This is a genomic window from Helicobacter pylori (assembly GCF_016755635.1).
In the GTDB taxonomy this organism is placed as follows: Bacteria; Campylobacterota; Campylobacteria; order Campylobacterales; family Helicobacteraceae; genus Helicobacter; species Helicobacter pylori_CQ.
Genome location: NZ_CP051500.1, coordinates 564,742 through 584,079, shown reverse-complemented (window position 1 = coordinate 584,079; position 19,338 = coordinate 564,742). Strand labels below are relative to the sequence as shown.

The window sequence follows — 19,338 nt, the reverse complement described above, 5'->3', positions numbered from 1 at the left end:
GAATTTATTAAGAAATGGCTATTACTAGGGTATCTCATAAGAATGATACGGCATGAACAAGCGCCCGTAATTAGGATTCACGCGCAATAAATGCTCTTTGAAATTCCCGTAATTACGACAGCTTGACTCAAAACCATTATCGCACGCATACGAGAATAAATCCAAAGCCCTCTGATCGTCTTGAGGCACGCCTAAGCCCTTTTGATACAGCACGCCTAAATTGTTACAACTCCCCAAAATCCCCCCATCGCATGCCATTTGAAAATATTTCGCCGCGTAGTGGTTATTCAAAGGAGCCCCTAAATCCCCATTCGCATAAATCCAGCCTAAATTCGCACACCCCATCATATCCCCAGCGTTACATGCCAAATAATTCAAATCCACTTGACTGAGCTTGGCTTTATCAATGCCATAAATATTATTCACATTAGACATCAAGCCCAGATTATAACACCCCATATCATTCCCATTATCGCATGAAAATTTATAATAACCCATCGCTTTGTAATAATCTTTTGGGACCCCACTCCCGTTAGCAAACATCCACCCTAAATTATTGCATGCGATCATATCCCCCCCTTGACAAGCCACCGCATACAACTGCAAAGCGTTTTCTTTATCGTTCGTATCCGCATTTTTCTTGTTTTCATACATTTGAGCCAAGTTCGCGCAAGCGGTCGCATCGCCCCCACTGCAACCCATTTCATAATAGCGAGCGGCTTTTAGTCTGTTCGTTTGGATCCCTACCCCATTAGCATACATCGCCCCTACCGCAAAACACCCGGCCGCATTGCCGTTATCGCACGATTGGGAAAAAAGCTTAAAAGCTCCTTGATAATCGCCCTTTTTAGCCAAATCAATACCGGCAGAAAGCTCGGTTTGAGCGTTTTCAGGCGAACCTAATTTGTCTAACAGATTGGAGTTATCGTTTTTAGGGGTGATCTGGGTGTTAGGGTTTGGTGCGCCCTTTGCGTTAGCGGGGTTTAATTCAGGGGGCGTGTTTTTTGGGGCTTGATTGTTTTCTTCAGCGCCACTAATCTGTAAGATTAAAAAAACAAGCAATAACAAACTTTGTTTGAGCATTCTTTTAATCCTTAATGCAGGTTTTGATTCAACTCAATTTTTTTCACGCTCCTAAAAGCAATCAGCTTACCATTCTGGCTATTGGAACGAAAATGCACGCCATTTTTTCCGGAAAGCTCCTTGCCTTTGTAAAGGTTGTTGGCATGTTTTTCTAAAGCGCTATTCACTTCTAAAAGTTTTTTAAACTCATTTTCTTCAATTTCTATCACGCTCCCGGCTAGTATCGTAACACCTGCATCCACAATACAGCCATCGCCTAAACTAATCCCGGTAACGCTATTAGCCCCTAACAAACAATTTTTCCCGATGCTAATGGGGTTGTTATTCCCTCCGCTTAAAACGCCTAACACGCTCGCTCCCCCACCAATATCAGTGCCTTCTCCAACCACCACTGATGAAGAAATACGCCCCTCATTCATGCACACTCCCATAGCCCCTGCGTTAAAATTCACGTAACTAGCCCCGGGCATTTGGGTATAACCTCCGGTCCCTAAATACGCCCCAAAGCGCGTTTTTGAGCTATCCAATAAGCGGATATTGTCAAACTCAGGGATTAATTGCATCAAATAGCGCGGGAATTTATCTATAAAATCAATGCTAGGGAAATGGCCTCGCATCTTTAAAGCCACTTCGTTTATTCTGAGCCATTCTAATTCATAAGGCTTGTTGCCGCTCCAAGCCGCATTAGAAAGCTGGTTAAAAATGCCCTCTAAATTCAAACTCCTTAAAGGGGCTTTACCTAAAGAGAGCGCTAAAAGTTTCATATATGCGCTCTCCACGCTCTCGCAAGGCTTGTCTTCATACAAGATCACCAAGCGATAAAGAGACTCCCCATCGCTATTTTTCAAACGATTTTCTTCTAAAGCTTTTAAAAGCTCTAAAACCACTTGGATGTTTTTATGAGTCATTTTATTAGAATAGGCTTCATTCAAAAAGGGCGTGTAAAAATCTAGCGCTTTTAACACAAAACTTTCATCAATCTCAATGACGCGCTCGCTCGCGCTCTCTTTTAGGATTTTGTCTTTAGAAAGCGAATTGCAAAACACCGCATAAGAGCCTAGATTTTCCTCTTTCCAATTTAAAACGGGGTAAGTGGCGCATAAAATCTTTTTGGAAATAGGGGCAATATCCACCCTAGCAATGCCAAAACCTAAAGGCTCTTTATAGCTATTAGATTGCTGGTAGTTGCTCACAAAATTTTTAAACTTATTGATCATGCCTAATCCTTTAAACTTTTTTCTCTTTCTTTAGCTAAATTTTCCACTTCTACCACAAAAGTTTCAAACAAATCCTTTTCAGCCAGTTTGTGGATGACTTTACCCTCTTTGATGATCAAACCGCTGCGATTCCCAAAAGCGATCGCCATGTCTGCATGCTTGGCTTCACCTAAAGCATTCACCACGCAACCCATCACGCTAATGTCTAAAGGGGTTTTAATGTGGCTTAGGCGTTTTTCTACCTTGCTCGCCATATCCACTAAATTGGCTTCAATGCGCCCGCAAGTGGGGCAAGAAATCAAATTAATCCCTTCTTTCAACCGCCCGCTATGGCGTAAAATCGCTCTAGCCACTTTGATTTCATTTTCTAATTCCCCTGTGATGGATATGCGCATTGTATCCCCAATGCCCTCCATTAAAAGCCCCCCTAAAGCCATGGCGGATTTGATACTGGAGCTAAAAAGATTCCCCGCCTCCGTAACCCCCAAATGGAAAGGATAGATCACAAGAGGGCGTAGCATCCTATAAGCTTCTATGGTGCGCATCACATCGCTCGCTTTTAAAGAAATCTTAAAATCAGTAAAATCCAAATCTTCTAAAAGTTTGGCGTTATACAAAGCGCTTTCTACCATGCCTTTTGGGGTGGGTCCGTATTTTTGATCAAACTGCTTTTCTAAACTCCCGGCATTCACGCCAATTCTTATAGGGATGTTTTTTTCTTTGCAAGCATCAACTACTGCTTTGATTTTGTCTTTAGAGCCGATGTTTCCGGGGTTAATCCTGATCGCATCCACGCTTTGAGCGGCAATGAGAGCGAATTTATAATGGAAATGAATATCAGCGATTAAAGGCAAAGGGGACACTTTTTTCAATTCTTTTAAGGCTAGGGCGTCCTTTTCATTACTCACCGCCACCCTCACTAAATCAGCCCCGGCGAGTTTGAGTCTGTCAATTTGATTCTTAGTGCTTTCAATATCAGCGGTTTTACTAAAGGTCATGCTTTGCGTACTAATAGGAGCATCACCCCCTATGGCGACGCCACCGATAAAAATTTGCTTGGTCTTAACTCTATTTTCTAGCATCAAACCTCTTCATCAGTTAAATTCTTATGCGCTATTATACTCTTTTATGCCCTTTCTTTTATGCTCTCTTTCGCTCTTTTTTAGCGCTTTCAATGATAAACGCTTAAATTTTAGGTAAGATCAACTATTCCATTTTAAATTAAAGTAGCCCTATGACCTTTGAGCCTTATCCTTTTGAACGATTAAGAGCCTTGTTTAAAGAGATTACCCCTAAAAAAAAGGGGCTAGATCTAGGCATCGGCGAGCCGCGATTTGAAACGCCTAAATTCATTCAAGACGCTCTTAAAAGCCACACCCATTCGCTCAATATCTACCCTAAAAGCGCGTTTGAAGAGAGTTTGAGAGCGGCTCAAAGGGGTTTTTTTAAACGCCGTTTTAAGATAGAATTGAAAGAAAACGAACTCATCTCCACGCTAGGATCTAGGGAAGTGTTATTCAATTTCCCTAGTTTTGTTTTATTTGACTATCCAAACCCCACTATCGCCTACCCTAACCCCTTTTATCAAATCTATGAAGGATCAGCCCAATTTTCTAGAGCCAAAAGCCTTTTAATGCCCTTAACTAAAGAAAACGACTTCACGCCAAGCTTGAATGAAAAAGAGTTGCAAGAAGTGGATTTAGTGATCTTAAATTCCCCCAACAACCCCACCGGAAGAACCCTTTCTTTAGAAGAGCTGATTAGTTGGGTCAAACTCGCTTTAAAACATGATTTTATTTTAATCAATGATGAATGCTATAGTGAAATTTATGAAAACACGCCTCCCCCTTCACTTTTAGAAGCTTGCATGCTTATTGGTAATGAAGCGTTTAAAAATGTTTTGGTTATCCATTCGCTCTCCAAACGCTCCAGCGCTCCAGGGCTAAGGAGTGGTTTTATCGCTGGGGATAGCAGCATTTTAGAAAAATACAAAGCGTTTCGCACCTATTTAGGCTATACGAGCGCTAATGCGATTCAAAAAGCTAGTGAAATGGCTTGGCTAGATGATGCGCATGCAGAATTTTTCCGCAATATTTATGCGAATAATTTGAAACTGGCGCGAAAAATCTTTAAAGACACGCTCATTTACCCTTATAGTTTTTATGTGTATCTGCCCGTTCAAAACGGCGAAAATTTTGCCAAAACGCTTTATCAAAACGAAGGCATTATCACTTTACCGGCTTTGTATTTGGGGCGTAATCATATCGGCGTTGATTGCGTGCGTTTAGCCCTTGTCTATGACACCCCCCTTTTAGAAAAGCCTTTAGAAATCATAGAAACTTATCGAGAAAATCATGCTTGAAACCCCAAAAGTTTTACTCAAAAACCTGCAAGATTGCAAGATTCATTTTATCGGTATAGGGGGGATTGGCATTTCAGGCTTAGCCAAATACCTTAAAGCGCAAGGGGCTACAATCAGCGGCTCTGATATTGCCATAAGCCCCAGCGTTAAGTATTTGAAAGCTTTAGGCATAGAAATCAATATCCCGCATGATCCAAAAGCGATTAAAAATCAAGATGCCATCATCCATTCAGCCATTATTAAAGAAGACAACACAGAAATACAAAGGGCTAAGGAATTAAAAATCCCTATTTTATCTCGTAAAGACGCTTTATATTCTATCCTTAAAGACAAGCGCGTTTTTAGCGTGTGCGGGGCCCATGGAAAAAGCAGTATCACCGCCATGTTAAGCGCGATTTTCCCCTTTTTTGGAGCGATTATTGGGGCGCATTCTAAAGAGTTTGATTCCAATGTGCGAGAGAGCGCGAATGATAGCTTGGTTTTTGAAGCCGATGAGAGCGATTCGAGTTTTTTATTTTCTAACCCTTATGCTGCGATTGTGCCTAACACAGAGCCAGAACATTTAGAGCATTATAACCACGATTTAGAGCGTTTTTTCTTCGCTTATGAATATTTTTTAGACCATGCTCAAAAAAGAGTGATCTATAAAGAAGATCCTTTTTTAAAAAACTATTCTAAAGACGCTATTGTTTTAGAAAAAAAAGACATTCGCAATATCCAATACATTTTAAAAGACGGCGAGCCTCACACTTCATTTGAATTGAAAGATTTGGGGGCTTTTTTGGTGTGGGGGTTAGGCGAACATAACGCTACGAATGCGAGTTTGGCGATTTTAAGCGCTTTAGATGAATTGGATTTAGAAGAAATTAGAAATAATTTATTGAATTTCAAAGGCATTAAAAAACGCTTTGATATTTTGCAAAAAAACGCGCTCATCCTCATTGATGATTACGCCCACCACCCCACTGAAATCAGCGCCACTTTAAAAAGCGCTAGGATTTATGCTAACTTATTGAACACGCAAGAAAAGATTGTAGTGATCTGGCAAGCGCACAAATATTCTCGCTTAATGGATAATTTAGAAGAGTTTAAAAAATGTTTTTTAGAGCATTGCGACAGATTGATTATTTTACCCGTTTATAGCGCGAGTGAAGCTAAAAGAGACATTGATTTGAAAGCCCATTTTAAGCATTATAACCCCACTTTTATAGACAGGGTGCGTAAAAAGGGGGATTTTTTAGAGCTGTTAGTCAATGATAATGTTATAGAAACGATTGAAAAAGGCTTTGTGATAGGCTTTGGAGCGGGGGATATTACCTATCAATTGAGAGGCGAAATGTAATGGGCGTAGCGGTTGTTTTATTTTTGACGCTAATTTTATTGTTTTTAGTTTTAAGGGATTTTGGTTTAGCTAGCCCCAAACAAAAGATTTTAGCTTTTTTAATCGTGGGGATTATAGGAGCGAGCATAAGCGTTTATACTTATCAACAAAACCAGCAAAACCAACAAGAAATCGCTTTGCAAAGAGCGTTTTTAAGAGGGGAAACCCTGTTGTGTAAAGGCATTAAAGTGAATAACCAAACTTTTAATTTAGTGAGCGGGACTTTAAGCTTTTTAGGCAAAAAACAAACCCCTATGAAAGACGTTCTTGTGGATTTGGATTCTTGTCAGACGCTCCAAAAAGATCCCTTAATCCAACCCCCAATGAACCCCAATGAATAATAATAATAATACCCTACCCAAACCCCTAGAAGAAAGCCTGGATTTAAAAGAGTTTATCGCTCTTTTTAAAACCTTTTTTGCCAAAGAAAGAGATACTATTGCTTTAGAAAACGATCTCAAACAGGCTTTCACTTATTTAAACGAAGTGGATGCGATCGGTTTGCCTGCCCCCAAAAGCGTGAAAGAAAGCGATCTTATTCTTATCAAACTCACCAAATTAGGGACGCTCCATTTAGATGAAATTTTTGAGATTGTCAAACGATTGCGCTACATTGTCATTTTACAAAACGCCTTTAAAACTTTCACGCATTTAAAATTTCACGAACGCCTTAACGCCATTATTTTACCCCCTTTTTTTAATGATTTGATCCTTTTATTGGATGATGAAGGGCAAATCAAACAAGGGGCGAACGCCACCCTAGACGCTTTGAATGAAAGCTTGAGCCGCCTTAAAAAAGAAAGCGCTAAAATCATTCACCATTACACCCACTCTAAAGAGCTTGCTCCTTATTTAGTGGATACGCAAAGCCACCTTAAGCATGGTTATGAATGCCTTTTATTGAAAAGCGGGTTTTCTAGCGCGATCAAAGGCGTTGTGCTAGAAAGGAGCGCTAATGGCTATTTTTACCTCTTGCCTGAAAGCGCCCAAAAAATCGCCCAAAAAATCGCCCAAATTGGTAATGAAATAGATTGCTGTATCGTTGAAATGTGTCAAACTCTAAGCCGTAGCTTGCAAAAACACCTTTTATTTTTAAAATTCCTTTTTAAAGAATTTGATTTTTTAGACAGCTTGCAAGCCCGACTTAATTTCGCTAAAGCCTACAATTTAGAATTTGTCATGCCAAGCTTTACGCAAAAAAAAATGATTTTAGAAAACTTTTCACACCCCATTTTAAAAGAGCCAAAGCCCTTAAATTTGAAGTTTGAAAAATCCATGCTCGCTGTTACCGGCGTGAATGCGGGCGGGAAAACCATGCTCTTAAAATCGCTTTTAAGCGCGGCTTTTTTGAGCAAGCATCTCATTCCTATGAAAATCAACGCTCATCATTCCATTATCCCCTATTTTAAAGAAATCCACGCCATTATTAATGACCCCCAAAACAGCACGAACAATATCTCTACTTTTGCAGGCAGAATGAAGCAATTTAGCGCTCTTTTATCCAAAGAAAACATGCTTTTAGGCGTTGATGAAATTGAGCTAGGGACTGACGCTGATGAAGCGAGCAGTTTGTATAAAACCCTGTTAGAAAAATTGCTCAAACAAAACAACCAAATCATTATCACCACGCACCACAAACGCTTGAGCGTGTTAATGGCAGAAAACAAGGAAGTGGAATTACTAGCCGCTCTTTATGATGAAGAAAAAGAACGGCCCACTTACACTTTTTTAAAGGGGGTTATTGGCAAAAGCTATGCGTTTGAAACCGCTTTACGCTATGGCGTGCCGCATTTTTTAATTGAAAAAGCGAAAGCCTTTTATGGCGAAGATAAGGAAAAATTGAATGTTTTGATTGAAAATTCCAGCGTGCTAGAAAGAGAATTAAAGCAAAAAAATGAAAGCTTAGAGAACGCTTTAAAAGAGCAAGAAGATTTAAAAAACGCATGGCTTTTAGAAATGGAAAAACAAAAAGAAATCTTTCATAATAAAAAATTGGAATTGGAAAAATCCTACCAGCAAGCCCTAAATATCTTAAAAAGCGAAGTCGCTTCAAAAGATACCAGCTCCATGCATAAAGAAATCCATAAAGCGAGCGAGATTTTAAACAAACATAAAACAGACCAGGAAATCCCACAAACGATAACAAGCTTTCAAATTAACGAAAAAGCGCGTTATAAAAATGAAAGCGTGATGGTCATACAAATTTTAGACAAGGGCTATTACTTGGTAGAAACCGAGCTTGGCATGCGCTTAAAAGCGCATGGGAGTTGGTTGAAACAAATCCAAAAACCCCCTAAAAACAAATTCAAACCCCCTAAAACCATCGTTCCTAAACCTAAAGAAGCGAGCTTGCACCTTGATTTAAGAGGGCAACGCAGCGAAGAAGCTTTAGATTTACTAGACGCTTTTTTAAATGATGCGCTTTTAGGGGGCTTTGAAGAAGTACTGATTTGCCATGGCAAGGGGAACGGGATTTTAGAAAAGTTTGTGAAAGAATTTTTAAAAAACCACCCCAAAGTGGTGAGTTTTAGCGACGCTCCCATTAATTTAGGCGGCAGTGGGGTTAAGATCGTTAAATTGTAGTTTTTGGCGCTTGTTTTTATGGGGAATACAAAAATCCGCTTAAACTACCCTATTTTACACCAACACCCAATGAGGACAAAGCCCTTTATATTGTGAACGTTAAAAAGGGATTTTATAGCTTAAATAAACCAAACCCCTTAAAAATCTTTAGCCTTGATAGGCTTTTATGGCTTTCTCTAAAACCTTAATCGCGCTCTCTTTGTTTTCAAACCCCTTGACTTTCACCCATTTATTAGGCTCTAAATCCTTGTAAGTTTCAAAAAAATGCTTGATTTTATCTAAAGTGTGTTTGGATAAATCATCAATATCTTTAACATAGGAATGCGTGGGATCAATCTTATCTATGGGCAGAGCGATTAGTTTTTCATCCATTCCGCTTTCATCTTCCATGTTCAACACCCCAACCAAGCGCGCTTTCACTACGCTTCCGGCTTGAAAAGCCACATCGCTTAAAACCAGTGCATCTACAGGGTCGCCATCAGATCCTAAAGTGTTAGGCACAAAGCCGTAATTTGCGGGGTAATTTTGCGCCCCATAAAGCACCCTATCCACCATTAAAGCCCCGCTTTCTTTATCCAATTCATACTTGATATTAGAATGCTTGGATATTTCAATCACCACGCACAAAGAATCAGCGTCATGGCTCACTTCTAATTGGTCTAAATTCATTGCAATCTCCTTTGAATAATAAAAAAGAATTATTCTAACATAAAGCCCGCTCTTTTTAAACCTCTTTAGGGGTTTTTAAAGGAGCGTATTGTTTGCTGTATTTGTGAAAGGCTCTCAAGCACTTTTTGGTGTTTAATTGATGATAAAAAAGGTTATCAAAATAAGATTTTTTAGGGGGCTTTAATGAAATATCAGGCTTTTTCGCATTTTGAATGGTGCTATTGAAAGCATGCTTATTCAAAGAAACAGGGCAAGGCACATAGGTAAAATTAGCAATATCATGATAAGCGGGGTTGTTTATAAACATATCCACTGGCTCTATGATTTTAAAACGCTCCGTGGCTTCTATAAAAGTTTTAGCACCTTTAGGCGTGAGGTAGTAGCCGGCTGTAGTAGAAACATACACGCTAGTGAGGTAAAAATGCTCCAAGAATAACGCTTCTTTTTCACTATCAGCACGCCTTTCCCAAAAGGTCTCTTTAATGTTTGTTTCTTTTGCCAATAAGGATTCGTATTTTCCTGTGAGATCATCGTATTTTCCTATGAGTTCATCGTATTTTCCTATGAGTTCATCGTATTTTCCTGTGAGATCATCGTATTTTCCTGTGAGTTCATCGTATTTTGCCACGAGTTTCTTATACACTTCTGTCCGAGCTAGAATATTTCCAATGAAGTGGTTGAGTTTTCTTTTAATTTTTTTAAAAACCACTTGATTAAAAGAGATTTTTTGGGGCGCTATTTTGCAAGGATCAGATGGTTCTTTGGGGTTTTGTTGCGTTTCAATAATCAAATCTTGTTGCGTATCTTGTGTGGAATTGGGGGGGGGGGGGTAACTTCATGCTTTTCAATAAGTGCTTCAGTTTCTATATAATCAGCCTCTTCAGTCTCTGTATAGATAGGGAGAGCGTGCAAATTGGTTTTATGGCCTCCCCAATAATGCCCATAAAGTCTCACAAAATCAAAAGGGCTTTTTAGGCAATCTTCTAAGGCTTGCATGAAGTTAGATTCTAGCGCTACATCATCTTCTAAAATGACGACCGGTTGGTTTGTTTTAACGCATTCTTTCCATAAAAGATAATGGCTTAAATAGCACCCAAATTCTCGGGGCAATAACTCTTGATAACAATAATCAGAATGGAACCAATCGGATTTTAACATGCTTTGCACATCATAAAGCTCTTGAACGAATTTTTCAAAATCTTGATGTTTTGGGCTAATGGCGTCAAAAATTTGAAAAACGCAACGCCCTTTAAATTTTTCATTGGATTTTGAAACGAGTTTTTCAGTATCCAAACGCCTCTGACTTTCTTTTAACGAGATGATATAAACTTGTATCAAATGAACTCCTAAATATGGTATTTCATTCTACCATAAAGCTTTTTCATTCTTTTAAACCTCTTTAGGGGTTTTTAAATGATCGTATTGTTTGCTGTATTTGTGAAAGGCTTTTAAACGCTTTTTAGCATTGAGACTATAAAAGAAAAGCTCCCTAAAAGTTGATTTTTTAGGCGGAGGCGGGTAAGATTTCAAGCTCTTTTTTTGGGGCTTTTGAATCGTGCTGTCTAAAGAATGTTCACTTAAAGAAACAGGGCAAGGCACATAGGTAAAATTAGCAATATCATGATAAGCGGAATTATCCATAAACATATCCACCGGCTCTATGATTTTAAAACGCTCCGTAGCTTCTATAAAAGTTTTAGCACCCTTAGTGGTTAAGTAATAACCGGCTGTAGAAGCCACATACACGCTGGTGAGATAAAAATGCTCTAAAAAAAAGGCTTCTTTTTCATGCGTTGCGTAATAGCTTTTTTGTATTTTTTTGAGAATATAGTGGATGACTTTATGGGTAGAAAGATTTAAAAATCTAGAAACATCAAAAAATTTTTTAAATTTTTCTAAAATAGGGTTATTTTTAAAAGGATAATCAAAGGGAGGAAATACAAATTCTTTGGGCAAAACATGGAATTTTGTCTCGTGGTAATACCAATAGCACCCATAGAGTCTCACAAAATCAAAAGGGCTTTTCAAGCAATCTTCTAAGGCTTGCATGAAATTAGATTCTAGCGTTACATCATCTTCCAAAATAACGACCGGTTCATCTAATTTGACGCATTCTTTCCACAAAAGATAATGGCTTAAATAGCACCCTAATTCAGGCAAAGTCAAACCAGTGCCAACATAAGAATGATACCAATCAGATTGCAATAAACTTTGAGCGTCATAAAGCTCTTGAAGTAATTTTTCAAAATCTTGATGTTTAGGGCTAATAGCGTCAAAGATTTGAAAAACGCAACGGCCTTTAAACTTTTCATTGGATTCTAAAACGAGTTTTTCAGTATCCAAACGCCTTTGACTTTCTTTTAAAGAAATGATATAGACACCAATCACAGATCATTCTCTTTGGAACGCATTTTAATTCGCAAAAGACAAAATATATTTTTGCATTTCATTCACGATTTCTTCAATGCTTCTTTCGCCATTGATAACTTTATGCAAACGTTTAGCCTTGTAGAAATTTTGGATTTCAACCAAGGGGTCTAAAAACACCCGCATGCGGTTATGAAACACCCTTTCATTATCATCAGCCCCCCTAGAGCGCCCTAAAACCCTTTCTTTAGCGGTGTTTTCACTCACTTCTACTTCAATCACGCTTTTTAAGATCACTTCATTTTGAGCGTTCAATTCCTTATCCAAAGCCTGCATTTGTTCCACGCTCCTAGGATAGCCATCAATTAAAATGATCTCTTTACTAGAGCTTTTAATCGCTGCAAGGATCGTTTCTACCACAATTTCTAAAGGCACTAATTCGCCTTGAGAAGTGAATTTCTCAATCAATAAGCCTCGCTCAGTCTTTTTAGCGCTCTCAGCCCTTAATAAATCCCCAGTAGAAAAATGAGCAATTGTTTCGCTGTTATTCTTAGCGATAAGCTCTGCATCAGTGGTTTTACCACTCCCTGGGGCTCCAATAATCAAAAATAGTTGTTTCATATCGTATCCTTTTAAATTGGTTTTCTCAAGCGAATGTGTAATTCTCTTAATTGCTCTTCATTAATGGGGCTAGGCGCATTCGTCAATAAGCATGAAGCTTTTTGCGTTTTAGGGAAAGCGATCACATCTCTAATGCTATGAGATTTGGTCATTAGCATGATCAAGCGATCAAAGCCTATCGCAAAGCCCCCATGAGGAGGAGCGCCAAATTTTAGCGCTTCTAATAAAAAGCCAAATTTCTTTTGCGCTTCCTCTTCGTTGATATTGATTTTTTCAAAGACTTTTTTTTGCATTTCTTCTTTATGAATCCTAATGCTCCCCCCACCAATCTCCACACCATTAAGCACCACATCATACGCATGCGCTTCAATCTCTTCTATGTCTTCGCATTCTATATTTTTAGGCATCGTAAAGGGGTGGTGTGCAGCATGATAGCCGTTTTCGGTTTTTTCAAACATGGGGAAATTGACTACCCATAAGAAATTCAAAGCGTCTTTATCAATCAAATCAAGCGTTTCAGCCACCTTCAAGCGCAAGCGCCCCATGTAATCTAACACGATTTTTTTATCCCCGGCTCCAAAAAAGACAATATCCCCAGTTTTTGCATCAGTTTTTTCTAAAATATTCTTAAGCCCCTTTTCGCTCAAAAATTTAACTAAAGGCCCTTTAACCTCATCTTCTTTAATCTGCAAATACGCTAAGCCTTTAGCCCCAAACTGGCGCACAAATTCTTCTAATTCCTTTAAAACGCTGCGGCTAAAAAGCGCATCAGCCCCCTTAACGTTTAAAGCTTTGATGCGTTTATTTTTAGGATCTTGTGCGATATTAGAAAAAATAGAATTTGAGCTGTCCATAAAACAATCCCCCACTTCTATTAAAGGCAATTCAAAGCGTAAATCCGGCTTATCGCTCCCGTAATTTTCCATCGCTTCCTTATAAGGCATGCGTTTAAAAGGTGTAGAAATAGTATGCCCAATCGCTTTAAAAATCTCTTGCAACAAATCTTCCACCACGCCTATCACATCATTTTCATCGCAAAAACTCATTTCCGCATCAATTTGCGTGAATTCTGGCTGCCTGTCTGCCCTCAAATCTTCATCTCTAAAGCAACGAGCGATTTGAAAATACCTGTCCATTCCCCCCACCATTAAAAGCTGTTTGAATAATTGCGGGCTTTGGGGAAGCGCGAAAAATTCGCCCTCATGCACCCTGCTTGGCACTAAATAATCCCTAGCCCCCTCAGGCGTGGTTTTAGACAAAATGGGGGTTTCAATCTCTAAAAAACCCTTTTGGGCTAGAGTGTTACGAGTGATTAAAGCCACTTCACTGCGCAATTTAAAGATTTCATAAGCGTTCAAAGAGCGCAAATCCAAATAGCGGTATTTCAAGCGCAAATCTTCATTCACGCTTTTATTGCCAATTTCAATCGGTGGGGTAGCGCTTTTATTTTCAATGACTAATTCTTCTAAAACGATTTCAATTTTACCCGTTTTTAGTTTAGGGTTTTCTAACCCAGCACCTCTCAAACGCACTCTTCCTTTAGCCACTAACACAAATTCGCTCCTAACCTCTAAAGCCTTTTCATAAGCCTTAGAGCTAGGATCACAGACTAATTGCACTAAACCGCTCTTATCCCTTAAATCAATAAAAACCACGCCTCCATGGTCTCTATAAGTGTTACACCACCCGGCCACTTTGATGGTTTTACCCACATCTTTTTCACTAATTTCTGTGCAGAAATGACTTCGCATGTTTTATCCCTTTAAATTAAAACAAAAATTAAATTTATGAAAGCGTTTTTTTAAGCATTTCATGGATTTCAAGAATGTTAGATTTTACCACAAAACCATCCGCTTCTAAAGATTGGGCTAACTGGCGGTTAGAATCGCTGCTCATGGACGAATTGATAATCACAGGAAGATGCTCAGTTCTATGATCAGCTTTAATGGTTTTTAACACTTCAAACCCTGAAATAACGGGCATTTCTAAATCCGTAATGACCACGCCAACTTGTTGGTAATGTTCTTTTTCATACAAATAATCCAACAATTCCCTCCCGTTTGGAAAGGCTAAATAACGCAATTCTAAAGTTTGAACGATTTTTTCTAGGGTTTTAAGAGCGCTCAAGGAATCTTCAGCGATTAAAATGAGTTTTTGGCTTTGAATGGCTTCTATGCAACGCAAAGTCAAATCGTCTAAATCTTTCAAGCTAGGGAAAACATCGCTAATCATTTTTTCCACATCTAAGATCTGCACCACTCGTTCTCCATCAAAACGGGTGATAGCGCTAAGCTTACCCTCTTCATTAATGCCTTGTTTGTCCCCAGCGCTAATCTCAGACCAATTTTTATGGATGATCCTTTCAATTTTTAAAACCTTTAGAGCGATGGAATGGTTAGAAAAATGGCACACGATCACCAAATTATGGTCATCTTTAACGCTGCATTCTTTTAGATCACGGCTCGGATCATTAGCGTTATAATGCAACCACCTTTTCACATCCACTAAAGGAATGGATTCGCCCCTAACGCTAAGAAATCCAAGCATCACGCCATCGCTCCCCCCAAGAATCTCTGTAACCTCCCCGTCATAATGGATAATTTCTCGGATCTTAAAAATATTCATGCCATAAAGTTGGGCGTCTTTTTTTTCATCTAATCTAAAGCACAGAAATTGTGCTTCGTTGTTTAAGTGTAACGAAGTCGTTTTGTCAATGTATCTTACCACCTAATTTCCCCTAAAGCCCTATCAAAGATTAAATGTTATAATACTACCCTAATTTAGTTTAAAAGGTTTTTACAAAAATGATAAAAAGCCAAAAAGAATATTTAGAAAGAATTGAATATTTAAACACCCTATCGCACCATTATTACAACCTTGATGAACCCATCGTAAGCGATGCAGTCTATGATGAACTTTACCAAGAATTAAAAGCTTATGAAGAAAAAAACCCTAATGACATTCAAGCCAATTCCCCTACCCAAAAAGTGGGGGCTACTGCCACCAATGAGTTCAGTAAAAACCCCCATTTGATGCGGATGTGGAGCTTAGATGATGTGTTCAATCAAAGCGAATTGCAAGCGTGGTTGCAACGCATTTTAAAAGTTTATCCTAACGCTTCATTCGTGTGTTCGCCCAAACTTGATGGGGTTTCGCTCAATCTTTTATATCAACATGGCAAGCTAATGAGTGCGACCACTAGGGGTAATGGCTTAGAAGGAGAGCTTGTTACCCACAACGCTAAACGCATCGCTAATATCCCCCATTTTATCGCTTATAATGGAGAAATAGAAATCAGGGGCGAAGTGATCATTTCTAAAAAGGATTTTGACGCTTTAAACAAAGAGCGCTTAAACGCTAATGAACCCCTATTCGCTAACCCTAGAAATGCCGCATCAGGGAGTTTGAGGCAACTTGATAGTGAAATCACTAAAAAGCGTAAATTGCAATTCATTCCTTGGGGCGTGGGCAAGCATTCTTTAAATTTCCTAAGCTTTAAGGAGTGTTTGGATTTTATTGTCTCGTTAGGTTTTAGCGCCATTCAATACTTAAGCCTAAACAAAAACCACCAAGAAATAGAAGAAAATTACCACACCCTGATTAGAGAAAGGGAGGGCTTTTTTGCCCTTTTAGACGGCATGGTGATCGTTGTGAATGAATTAAATATTCAAAAGGAGCTAGGCTACACGCAAAAATCCCCCAAATTCGCTTGCGCTTATAAATTCCCGGCTCTAGAAAAACACACCAAAATTGTAGGAGTCATCAACCAAGTGGGGCGCAGCGGAGCGATCACACCGGTCGCTCTCTTAGAGCCTGTAGAAATCGCTGGAGCCATGATTACTAAAGCGACCTTGCACAATTATTCTGAAATTGAAAAAAAGAATATCATGCTCAATGATAGGGTCGTTGTTATTAGAAGCGGCGATGTGATCCCTAAAATCATCAAACCTTTAGAATCTTATAGGGACGGCTCGCAACATAAAATTGAACGCCCCAAAGTTTGCCCTATATGTTCGCATGAGCTTTTGTGCGAAGAGATTTTTACTTATTGTCAAAACCTCAACTGCCCGGCAAGGTTGAAAGAAAGCTTGATTCATTTCGCTTCTAAAGACGCTTTAAACATTCAAGGCCTAGGCGATAAAGTCATAGAGCAACTTTTTGAAGAAAAACTCATTTTTAACGCCCTGGATTTGTATGCTTTAAAATTAGAAGATTTAATGCGGCTAGACAAATTCAAAATTAAAAAAGCTCAAAATCTATTAGACGCTATTCAAAAAAGCAAAAACCCTCCCTTATGGCGTTTGATCAACGCTTTAGGGATTGAGCATATTGGTAAGGGAGCGAGTAAAACGCTAGCCAAATACGGCTTAAATGTGTTAGAAAAAAGCGAAGCCGAGTTTTTAGAAATGGAAGGCTTTGGGGTGGAAATGGCGCACTCTTTAGTCAATTTTTATGCGAGCAATCAGGAATTTATCCGATCGTTATTTGAGTTGTTGAACCCTAAAAACAGCGATATGGCTGAAGAAAAGCAAAAAAGCTCTTCTGTTTTCAATCATAAAACGATTGTTTTAACCGGCACGCTTTCTAAACCACGGCAAGAATACGCTCAAATGTTAGAAAATTTAGGGGCAAAAATTTCTTCAAGCGTGAGCGCTAAAACCGATTTTTTAATCGCTGGAGAAAACCCCGGCTCAAAACTCGCTCTAGCACAAAAACATGGCGTGAGCGTTTTGAATGAAGAAGAATTATTAAAGCGCCTTAAAAAATTGGATTGAAATTAAACTCTTTTATAGTTTGTTTTAAAATTTGATGTTTAACACTCGGTTAAATTCTAAAGAAAAATTCCAATTTTCATTCTTAATGAATTTACTCACAAAATCCTATTTTATAGTAGAATGCGAACAATAAAGATGTTTTAAGGAGCAATAATGGAACACCATAAAGCGCACACAACCATTCAGGCTTTACAAGCCAAACGCAAAAGGTTGCTAACCGAATTAGCCGAATTAGAAGCAGAAATAAAAGTGAGCAGTGAACGAAAGAGCAGTTTTAACATTTCGCTCTCACCCAGTTTGTTAGCCGAAATAGAAGAGATAGAATACGAAGAAAAAACAAGTAAAGAGCGAAGAATCAATCACAGCGTTTTACTTTCGCCTAGTTTTATGGCTAAAGTGGATGAATACATGAAAGAGAAAGGTTTTCCTAATCGCTCGCTTCTCTTTGAAAAAGCGTTGGAATTTTATATGCTAAAACACCCATAAGCCAATAACGGACAAAAAATGAGAGGGTATTTAGGGTTTTGAGAATGGAAAATCAAAAGCTCCGTTTCTCTTTTAGGGTCTTTCTTATTTAAAGCCGTGGCTTTGTCTATTTTTTGGAGTTGGAACGCTTTTTAAAATCGTTTCACTCGCTTAGAGCGTATCTATCAGTAACGCTTTTGGCTCGTTTTAATAGAGATCAGTTAATTTTTTAGTAACACTGCACTAAATAAAACCATCATTTGAATATAATAACCTTAAATGGGATTTAAGTCATTTCTAATAAGGGGATTTTATGATTTCTAACATCAGCATACACCCAAAAACCATGTTTAAAAACGCTTTAAATATACAAGATTTTTCATTTAAAAGTCATACTAGTACAGCCATTATTGGCACAAATGGTGCTGGAAAATCAACGCTTATCAACACTATTCTAGGCATTAGAGAAGACTACAATGTCAAAGCACAAAATAACAACATCCCATACCACAACAATATTATTCCACAACGCAAGCAATTGGGAGTTGTCTCTAACCTATTCAACTACCCACCTGGATTAAACGCAAACGACCTTTTTAAATTCTATCAATTTTTTCACAAAAACTGCACTCCAAATCTATTTGATAAAAAACTTTTAAATAAAACTTACGAATCATTAAGTGATGGACAAAAGCAACGATTGAAAATTGACTTAGCTCTTAGCCATCATCCACAATTAGTTATCATGGATGAACCAGAAACCAGTTTAGAGCAAAACGCTCTTATAAGACTATCAAATCTCATAAGCTTGCGCAACACCCAACAACTTACAAGTATCATCGCCACTCATGATCCTATTGTCTTAGATAGTTGCGAATGGGTCTTATTCCTTAAGAATGGCAACATTGCTCAATACAAACCTTTAAATTCTATATTAAAATCTGTAGCTAAAACTTTTAACTTTAAAGAAAAACCAACCACAAAAGACTTATTAGCATTACTAAAGGATATTTAGTGGGAGCAATTCTATCTATCCTAAAACTTGAAATCAAATCTTATCTCACTAATACAAGTGCGCTATTTTGGACTTTTATTTATCCTATTTTAATGCTCCTATTACTGATTTTTGTTTTTTCAAAAAATACCACTGAGGTTTTTTATTTTAATAGCATCATAGGTCTAATGGGACTGCTTATTATCTCTAGTGCAATTTTTGGTCTCACACAGGCTATAGCAAGCTCTAGATCACATAATGTATTCTTGTTTTATATACTATCGCCAGCAACTTTAAAACAAGTCACTATAGCACTAATTGTTTCAAGACTAATAATTGTGATCATATATGCGTTTACCTTTATCGGAATCTCTTTTTATACACTCAACATTTTTGATCTCCTTAATTTTAAAACGCTCATTTTTGGATTTATTAGCATTTTTTCAAGCTCATTATTTTGCTTTTGTTTAGCCATTTTTGTCGCTAAAATCTTTCAAAATGAACAAAGTATCTTAGGATTTGCCAACATTATCAATCTATACGCAGTAATGTCTTGTAATGTATTTGTTTCTCTAGACTATCTACCTAGTATTGGTCAGTTATTTATCAAAACTTCTGTTTTTTACCAACTTAACCAACTTTTACTAAAGTCCTTTCAAGGAATTGACCCTATACTAATACTGATAACTTCAACACTTTTTATTGTTTGTGGCATTACCCTCTTTTTACTAAGCGCTAATCGCATGCTGTTAATACCAAGAGAACGCATGCGTTAAACCCTTAGTCCCACCATTTATCAATTATTTAATGGCTCAAAAAAG

18 protein-coding genes are annotated in these 19,338 nt (G+C 38.2%); 8 read left to right on the top strand and 10 right to left on the bottom strand.

Features of this window, described 5'->3' with window-relative positions:
- Positions 1–24: 24 nt before the first annotated feature.
- The 3 genes from HG567_RS02740 to ispG are packed head-to-tail and all read right to left on the bottom strand — an operon-like array spanning position 25 to position 3,382.
- A complete protein-coding gene (locus tag HG567_RS02740) occupies positions 25–1,083 on the bottom strand; it encodes a tetratricopeptide repeat protein (protein WP_202163954.1) in 1,059 nt (352 codons plus the stop codon).
- An 11-nt stretch (positions 1,084–1,094) separates the two neighbouring features.
- Positions 1,095–2,300 (bottom strand): 2,3,4,5-tetrahydropyridine-2,6-carboxylate N-succinyltransferase, encoded by a 1,206-nt coding sequence (locus tag HG567_RS02735; protein ID WP_202163953.1) that lies wholly within the window; start codon positions 2,298–2,300, stop codon positions 1,095–1,097.
- A gap of 2 nt (positions 2,301–2,302) precedes the next feature.
- Entirely contained in the window at positions 2,303–3,382 is a 1,080-nt protein-coding gene (ispG, locus tag HG567_RS02730; protein ID WP_202163952.1) for a flavodoxin-dependent (E)-4-hydroxy-3-methylbut-2-enyl-diphosphate synthase, read from the bottom strand.
- A 152-nt stretch (positions 3,383–3,534) separates the two neighbouring features.
- Here ispG and HG567_RS02725 point away from each other — a divergent pair, with 152 nt between their 5' ends.
- Genes HG567_RS02725 through HG567_RS02710 form a run of 4 tightly spaced genes read left to right on the top strand, consistent with a single transcriptional unit; the run spans position 3,535 to position 8,626 of the window.
- A complete protein-coding gene (locus tag HG567_RS02725) occupies positions 3,535–4,662 on the top strand; it encodes a succinyldiaminopimelate transaminase (protein ID WP_202140073.1) in 1,128 nt (375 codons plus the stop codon).
- Positions 4,655–6,004 carry a UDP-N-acetylmuramate--L-alanine ligase gene (gene murC / locus HG567_RS02720; RefSeq protein WP_202140072.1) on the top strand — a complete coding sequence of 450 codons (1,350 nt, stop codon included), beginning with the start codon at positions 4,655–4,657 and terminating at the stop codon, positions 6,002–6,004. The genes HG567_RS02725 and murC overlap by 8 nt, the downstream gene beginning before the upstream one ends.
- The gene (locus tag HG567_RS02715) at positions 6,004–6,384 is read left to right on the top strand and encodes a hypothetical protein (RefSeq protein WP_202163951.1); all 381 of its coding nucleotides are present in this window, start codon (positions 6,004–6,006) and stop codon (positions 6,382–6,384) included. The genes murC and HG567_RS02715 overlap by 1 nt, the downstream gene beginning before the upstream one ends.
- Positions 6,377–8,626: an endonuclease MutS2 gene (locus HG567_RS02710; protein WP_202163950.1), complete on the top strand. Its 2,250-nt coding sequence runs from the start codon at positions 6,377–6,379 to the stop codon at positions 8,624–8,626. The genes HG567_RS02715 and HG567_RS02710 overlap by 8 nt, the downstream gene beginning before the upstream one ends.
- Positions 8,627–8,773: 147 nt before the next feature.
- On the opposite strand, the gene ppa is transcribed toward HG567_RS02710, so the two are convergent.
- From ppa to HG567_RS02675, 7 genes are read right to left on the bottom strand one after another with little or no spacing between them, the layout of a single operon-like run.
- The gene (ppa, locus tag HG567_RS02705; protein WP_001046997.1) at positions 8,774–9,295 is read right to left on the bottom strand and encodes an inorganic diphosphatase; all 522 of its coding nucleotides are present in this window, start codon (positions 9,293–9,295) and stop codon (positions 8,774–8,776) included.
- Between the two features lie 55 nt (positions 9,296–9,350).
- On the bottom strand, positions 9,351–10,085 hold the full coding sequence (locus tag HG567_RS02700; RefSeq protein WP_202163949.1) for a glycosyltransferase family 25 protein: 735 nt from the start codon (positions 10,083–10,085) through the stop codon (positions 9,351–9,353).
- Positions 10,082–10,633 (bottom strand): glycosyltransferase family 25 protein, encoded by a 552-nt coding sequence (locus HG567_RS02695; protein ID WP_202140068.1) that lies wholly within the window; start codon positions 10,631–10,633, stop codon positions 10,082–10,084. Before HG567_RS02695 ends, HG567_RS02700 begins: the two co-directional genes overlap by 4 nt.
- A gap of 51 nt (positions 10,634–10,684) precedes the next feature.
- Positions 10,685–11,683 carry a glycosyltransferase family 25 protein gene (locus HG567_RS02690; RefSeq protein ID WP_202140067.1) on the bottom strand — a complete coding sequence of 333 codons (999 nt, stop codon included), beginning with the start codon at positions 11,681–11,683 and terminating at the stop codon, positions 10,685–10,687.
- Positions 11,684–11,707: 24 nt separating this feature from the next.
- Positions 11,708–12,283, bottom strand: coding sequence for an adenylate kinase (locus tag HG567_RS02685; protein WP_237392964.1), 576 nt, complete (start codon positions 12,281–12,283; stop codon positions 11,708–11,710).
- An 11-nt stretch (positions 12,284–12,294) separates the two neighbouring features.
- Positions 12,295–14,034 (bottom strand): aspartate--tRNA ligase, encoded by a 1,740-nt coding sequence (aspS, locus tag HG567_RS02680; protein ID WP_202140066.1) that lies wholly within the window; start codon positions 14,032–14,034, stop codon positions 12,295–12,297.
- Positions 14,035–14,068: 34 nt separating this feature from the next.
- Positions 14,069–15,010: a chemotaxis protein gene (locus tag HG567_RS02675; RefSeq protein ID WP_202163948.1), complete on the bottom strand. Its 942-nt coding sequence runs from the start codon at positions 15,008–15,010 to the stop codon at positions 14,069–14,071.
- A 77-nt stretch (positions 15,011–15,087) separates the two neighbouring features.
- Between HG567_RS02675 and ligA the strand changes: the two genes are divergently transcribed.
- From ligA to HG567_RS02655, 4 genes are all read left to right on the top strand, one after another.
- Positions 15,088–17,058 carry an NAD-dependent DNA ligase LigA gene (gene ligA, locus HG567_RS02670; protein WP_202140064.1) on the top strand — a complete coding sequence of 657 codons (1,971 nt, stop codon included), beginning with the start codon at positions 15,088–15,090 and terminating at the stop codon, positions 17,056–17,058.
- Positions 17,059–17,211: 153 nt separating this feature from the next.
- A complete protein-coding gene (locus HG567_RS02665) occupies positions 17,212–17,544 on the top strand; it encodes a hypothetical protein (RefSeq protein ID WP_162972531.1) in 333 nt (110 codons plus the stop codon).
- Between the two features lie 292 nt (positions 17,545–17,836).
- Complete coding sequence (locus tag HG567_RS02660; RefSeq protein WP_202163947.1) at positions 17,837–18,538, top strand: ATP-binding cassette domain-containing protein; 702 nt, start codon at positions 17,837–17,839, stop codon at positions 18,536–18,538.
- Positions 18,538–19,293: an ABC transporter permease gene (locus tag HG567_RS02655; protein ID WP_202140062.1), complete on the top strand. Its 756-nt coding sequence runs from the start codon at positions 18,538–18,540 to the stop codon at positions 19,291–19,293. The genes HG567_RS02660 and HG567_RS02655 overlap by 1 nt, the downstream gene beginning before the upstream one ends.
- Positions 19,294–19,338: the final 45 nt, after the last annotated feature.

Excerpts from the sequence above, each read along its gene's own strand:
- HG567_RS02685 (WP_237392964.1), bottom strand. The coding sequence starts at position 12,283 with ATGAAACAACTATTTTTGATTATTGGAGCCCCAGGGAGTGGTAAAACC.
- aspS (WP_202140066.1), bottom strand. The coding sequence starts at position 14,034 with ATGCGAAGTCATTTCTGCACAGAAATTAGTGAAAAAGATGTGGGTAAA.
- HG567_RS02725 (WP_202140073.1), top strand. The coding sequence starts at position 3,535 with ATGACCTTTGAGCCTTATCCTTTTGAACGATTAAGAGCCTTGTTTAAA.
- HG567_RS02740 (WP_202163954.1), bottom strand. The coding sequence starts at position 1,083 with ATGCTCAAACAAAGTTTGTTATTGCTTGTTTTTTTAATCTTACAGATT.
- HG567_RS02735 (WP_202163953.1), bottom strand. The coding sequence starts at position 2,300 with ATGATCAATAAGTTTAAAAATTTTGTGAGCAACTACCAGCAATCTAAT.
- ppa (WP_001046997.1), bottom strand. The coding sequence starts at position 9,295 with ATGAATTTAGACCAATTAGAAGTGAGCCATGACGCTGATTCTTTGTGC.
- HG567_RS02715 (WP_202163951.1), top strand. The coding sequence starts at position 6,004 with ATGGGCGTAGCGGTTGTTTTATTTTTGACGCTAATTTTATTGTTTTTA.
- murC (WP_202140072.1), top strand. The coding sequence starts at position 4,655 with ATGCTTGAAACCCCAAAAGTTTTACTCAAAAACCTGCAAGATTGCAAG.
- ligA (WP_202140064.1), top strand. The coding sequence starts at position 15,088 with ATGATAAAAAGCCAAAAAGAATATTTAGAAAGAATTGAATATTTAAAC.
- ispG (WP_202163952.1), bottom strand. The coding sequence starts at position 3,382 with ATGCTAGAAAATAGAGTTAAGACCAAGCAAATTTTTATCGGTGGCGTC.
- HG567_RS02660 (WP_202163947.1), top strand. The coding sequence starts at position 17,837 with ATGATTTCTAACATCAGCATACACCCAAAAACCATGTTTAAAAACGCT.
- HG567_RS02665 (WP_162972531.1), top strand. The coding sequence starts at position 17,212 with ATGGAACACCATAAAGCGCACACAACCATTCAGGCTTTACAAGCCAAA.
- HG567_RS02710 (WP_202163950.1), top strand. The coding sequence starts at position 6,377 with ATGAATAATAATAATAATACCCTACCCAAACCCCTAGAAGAAAGCCTG.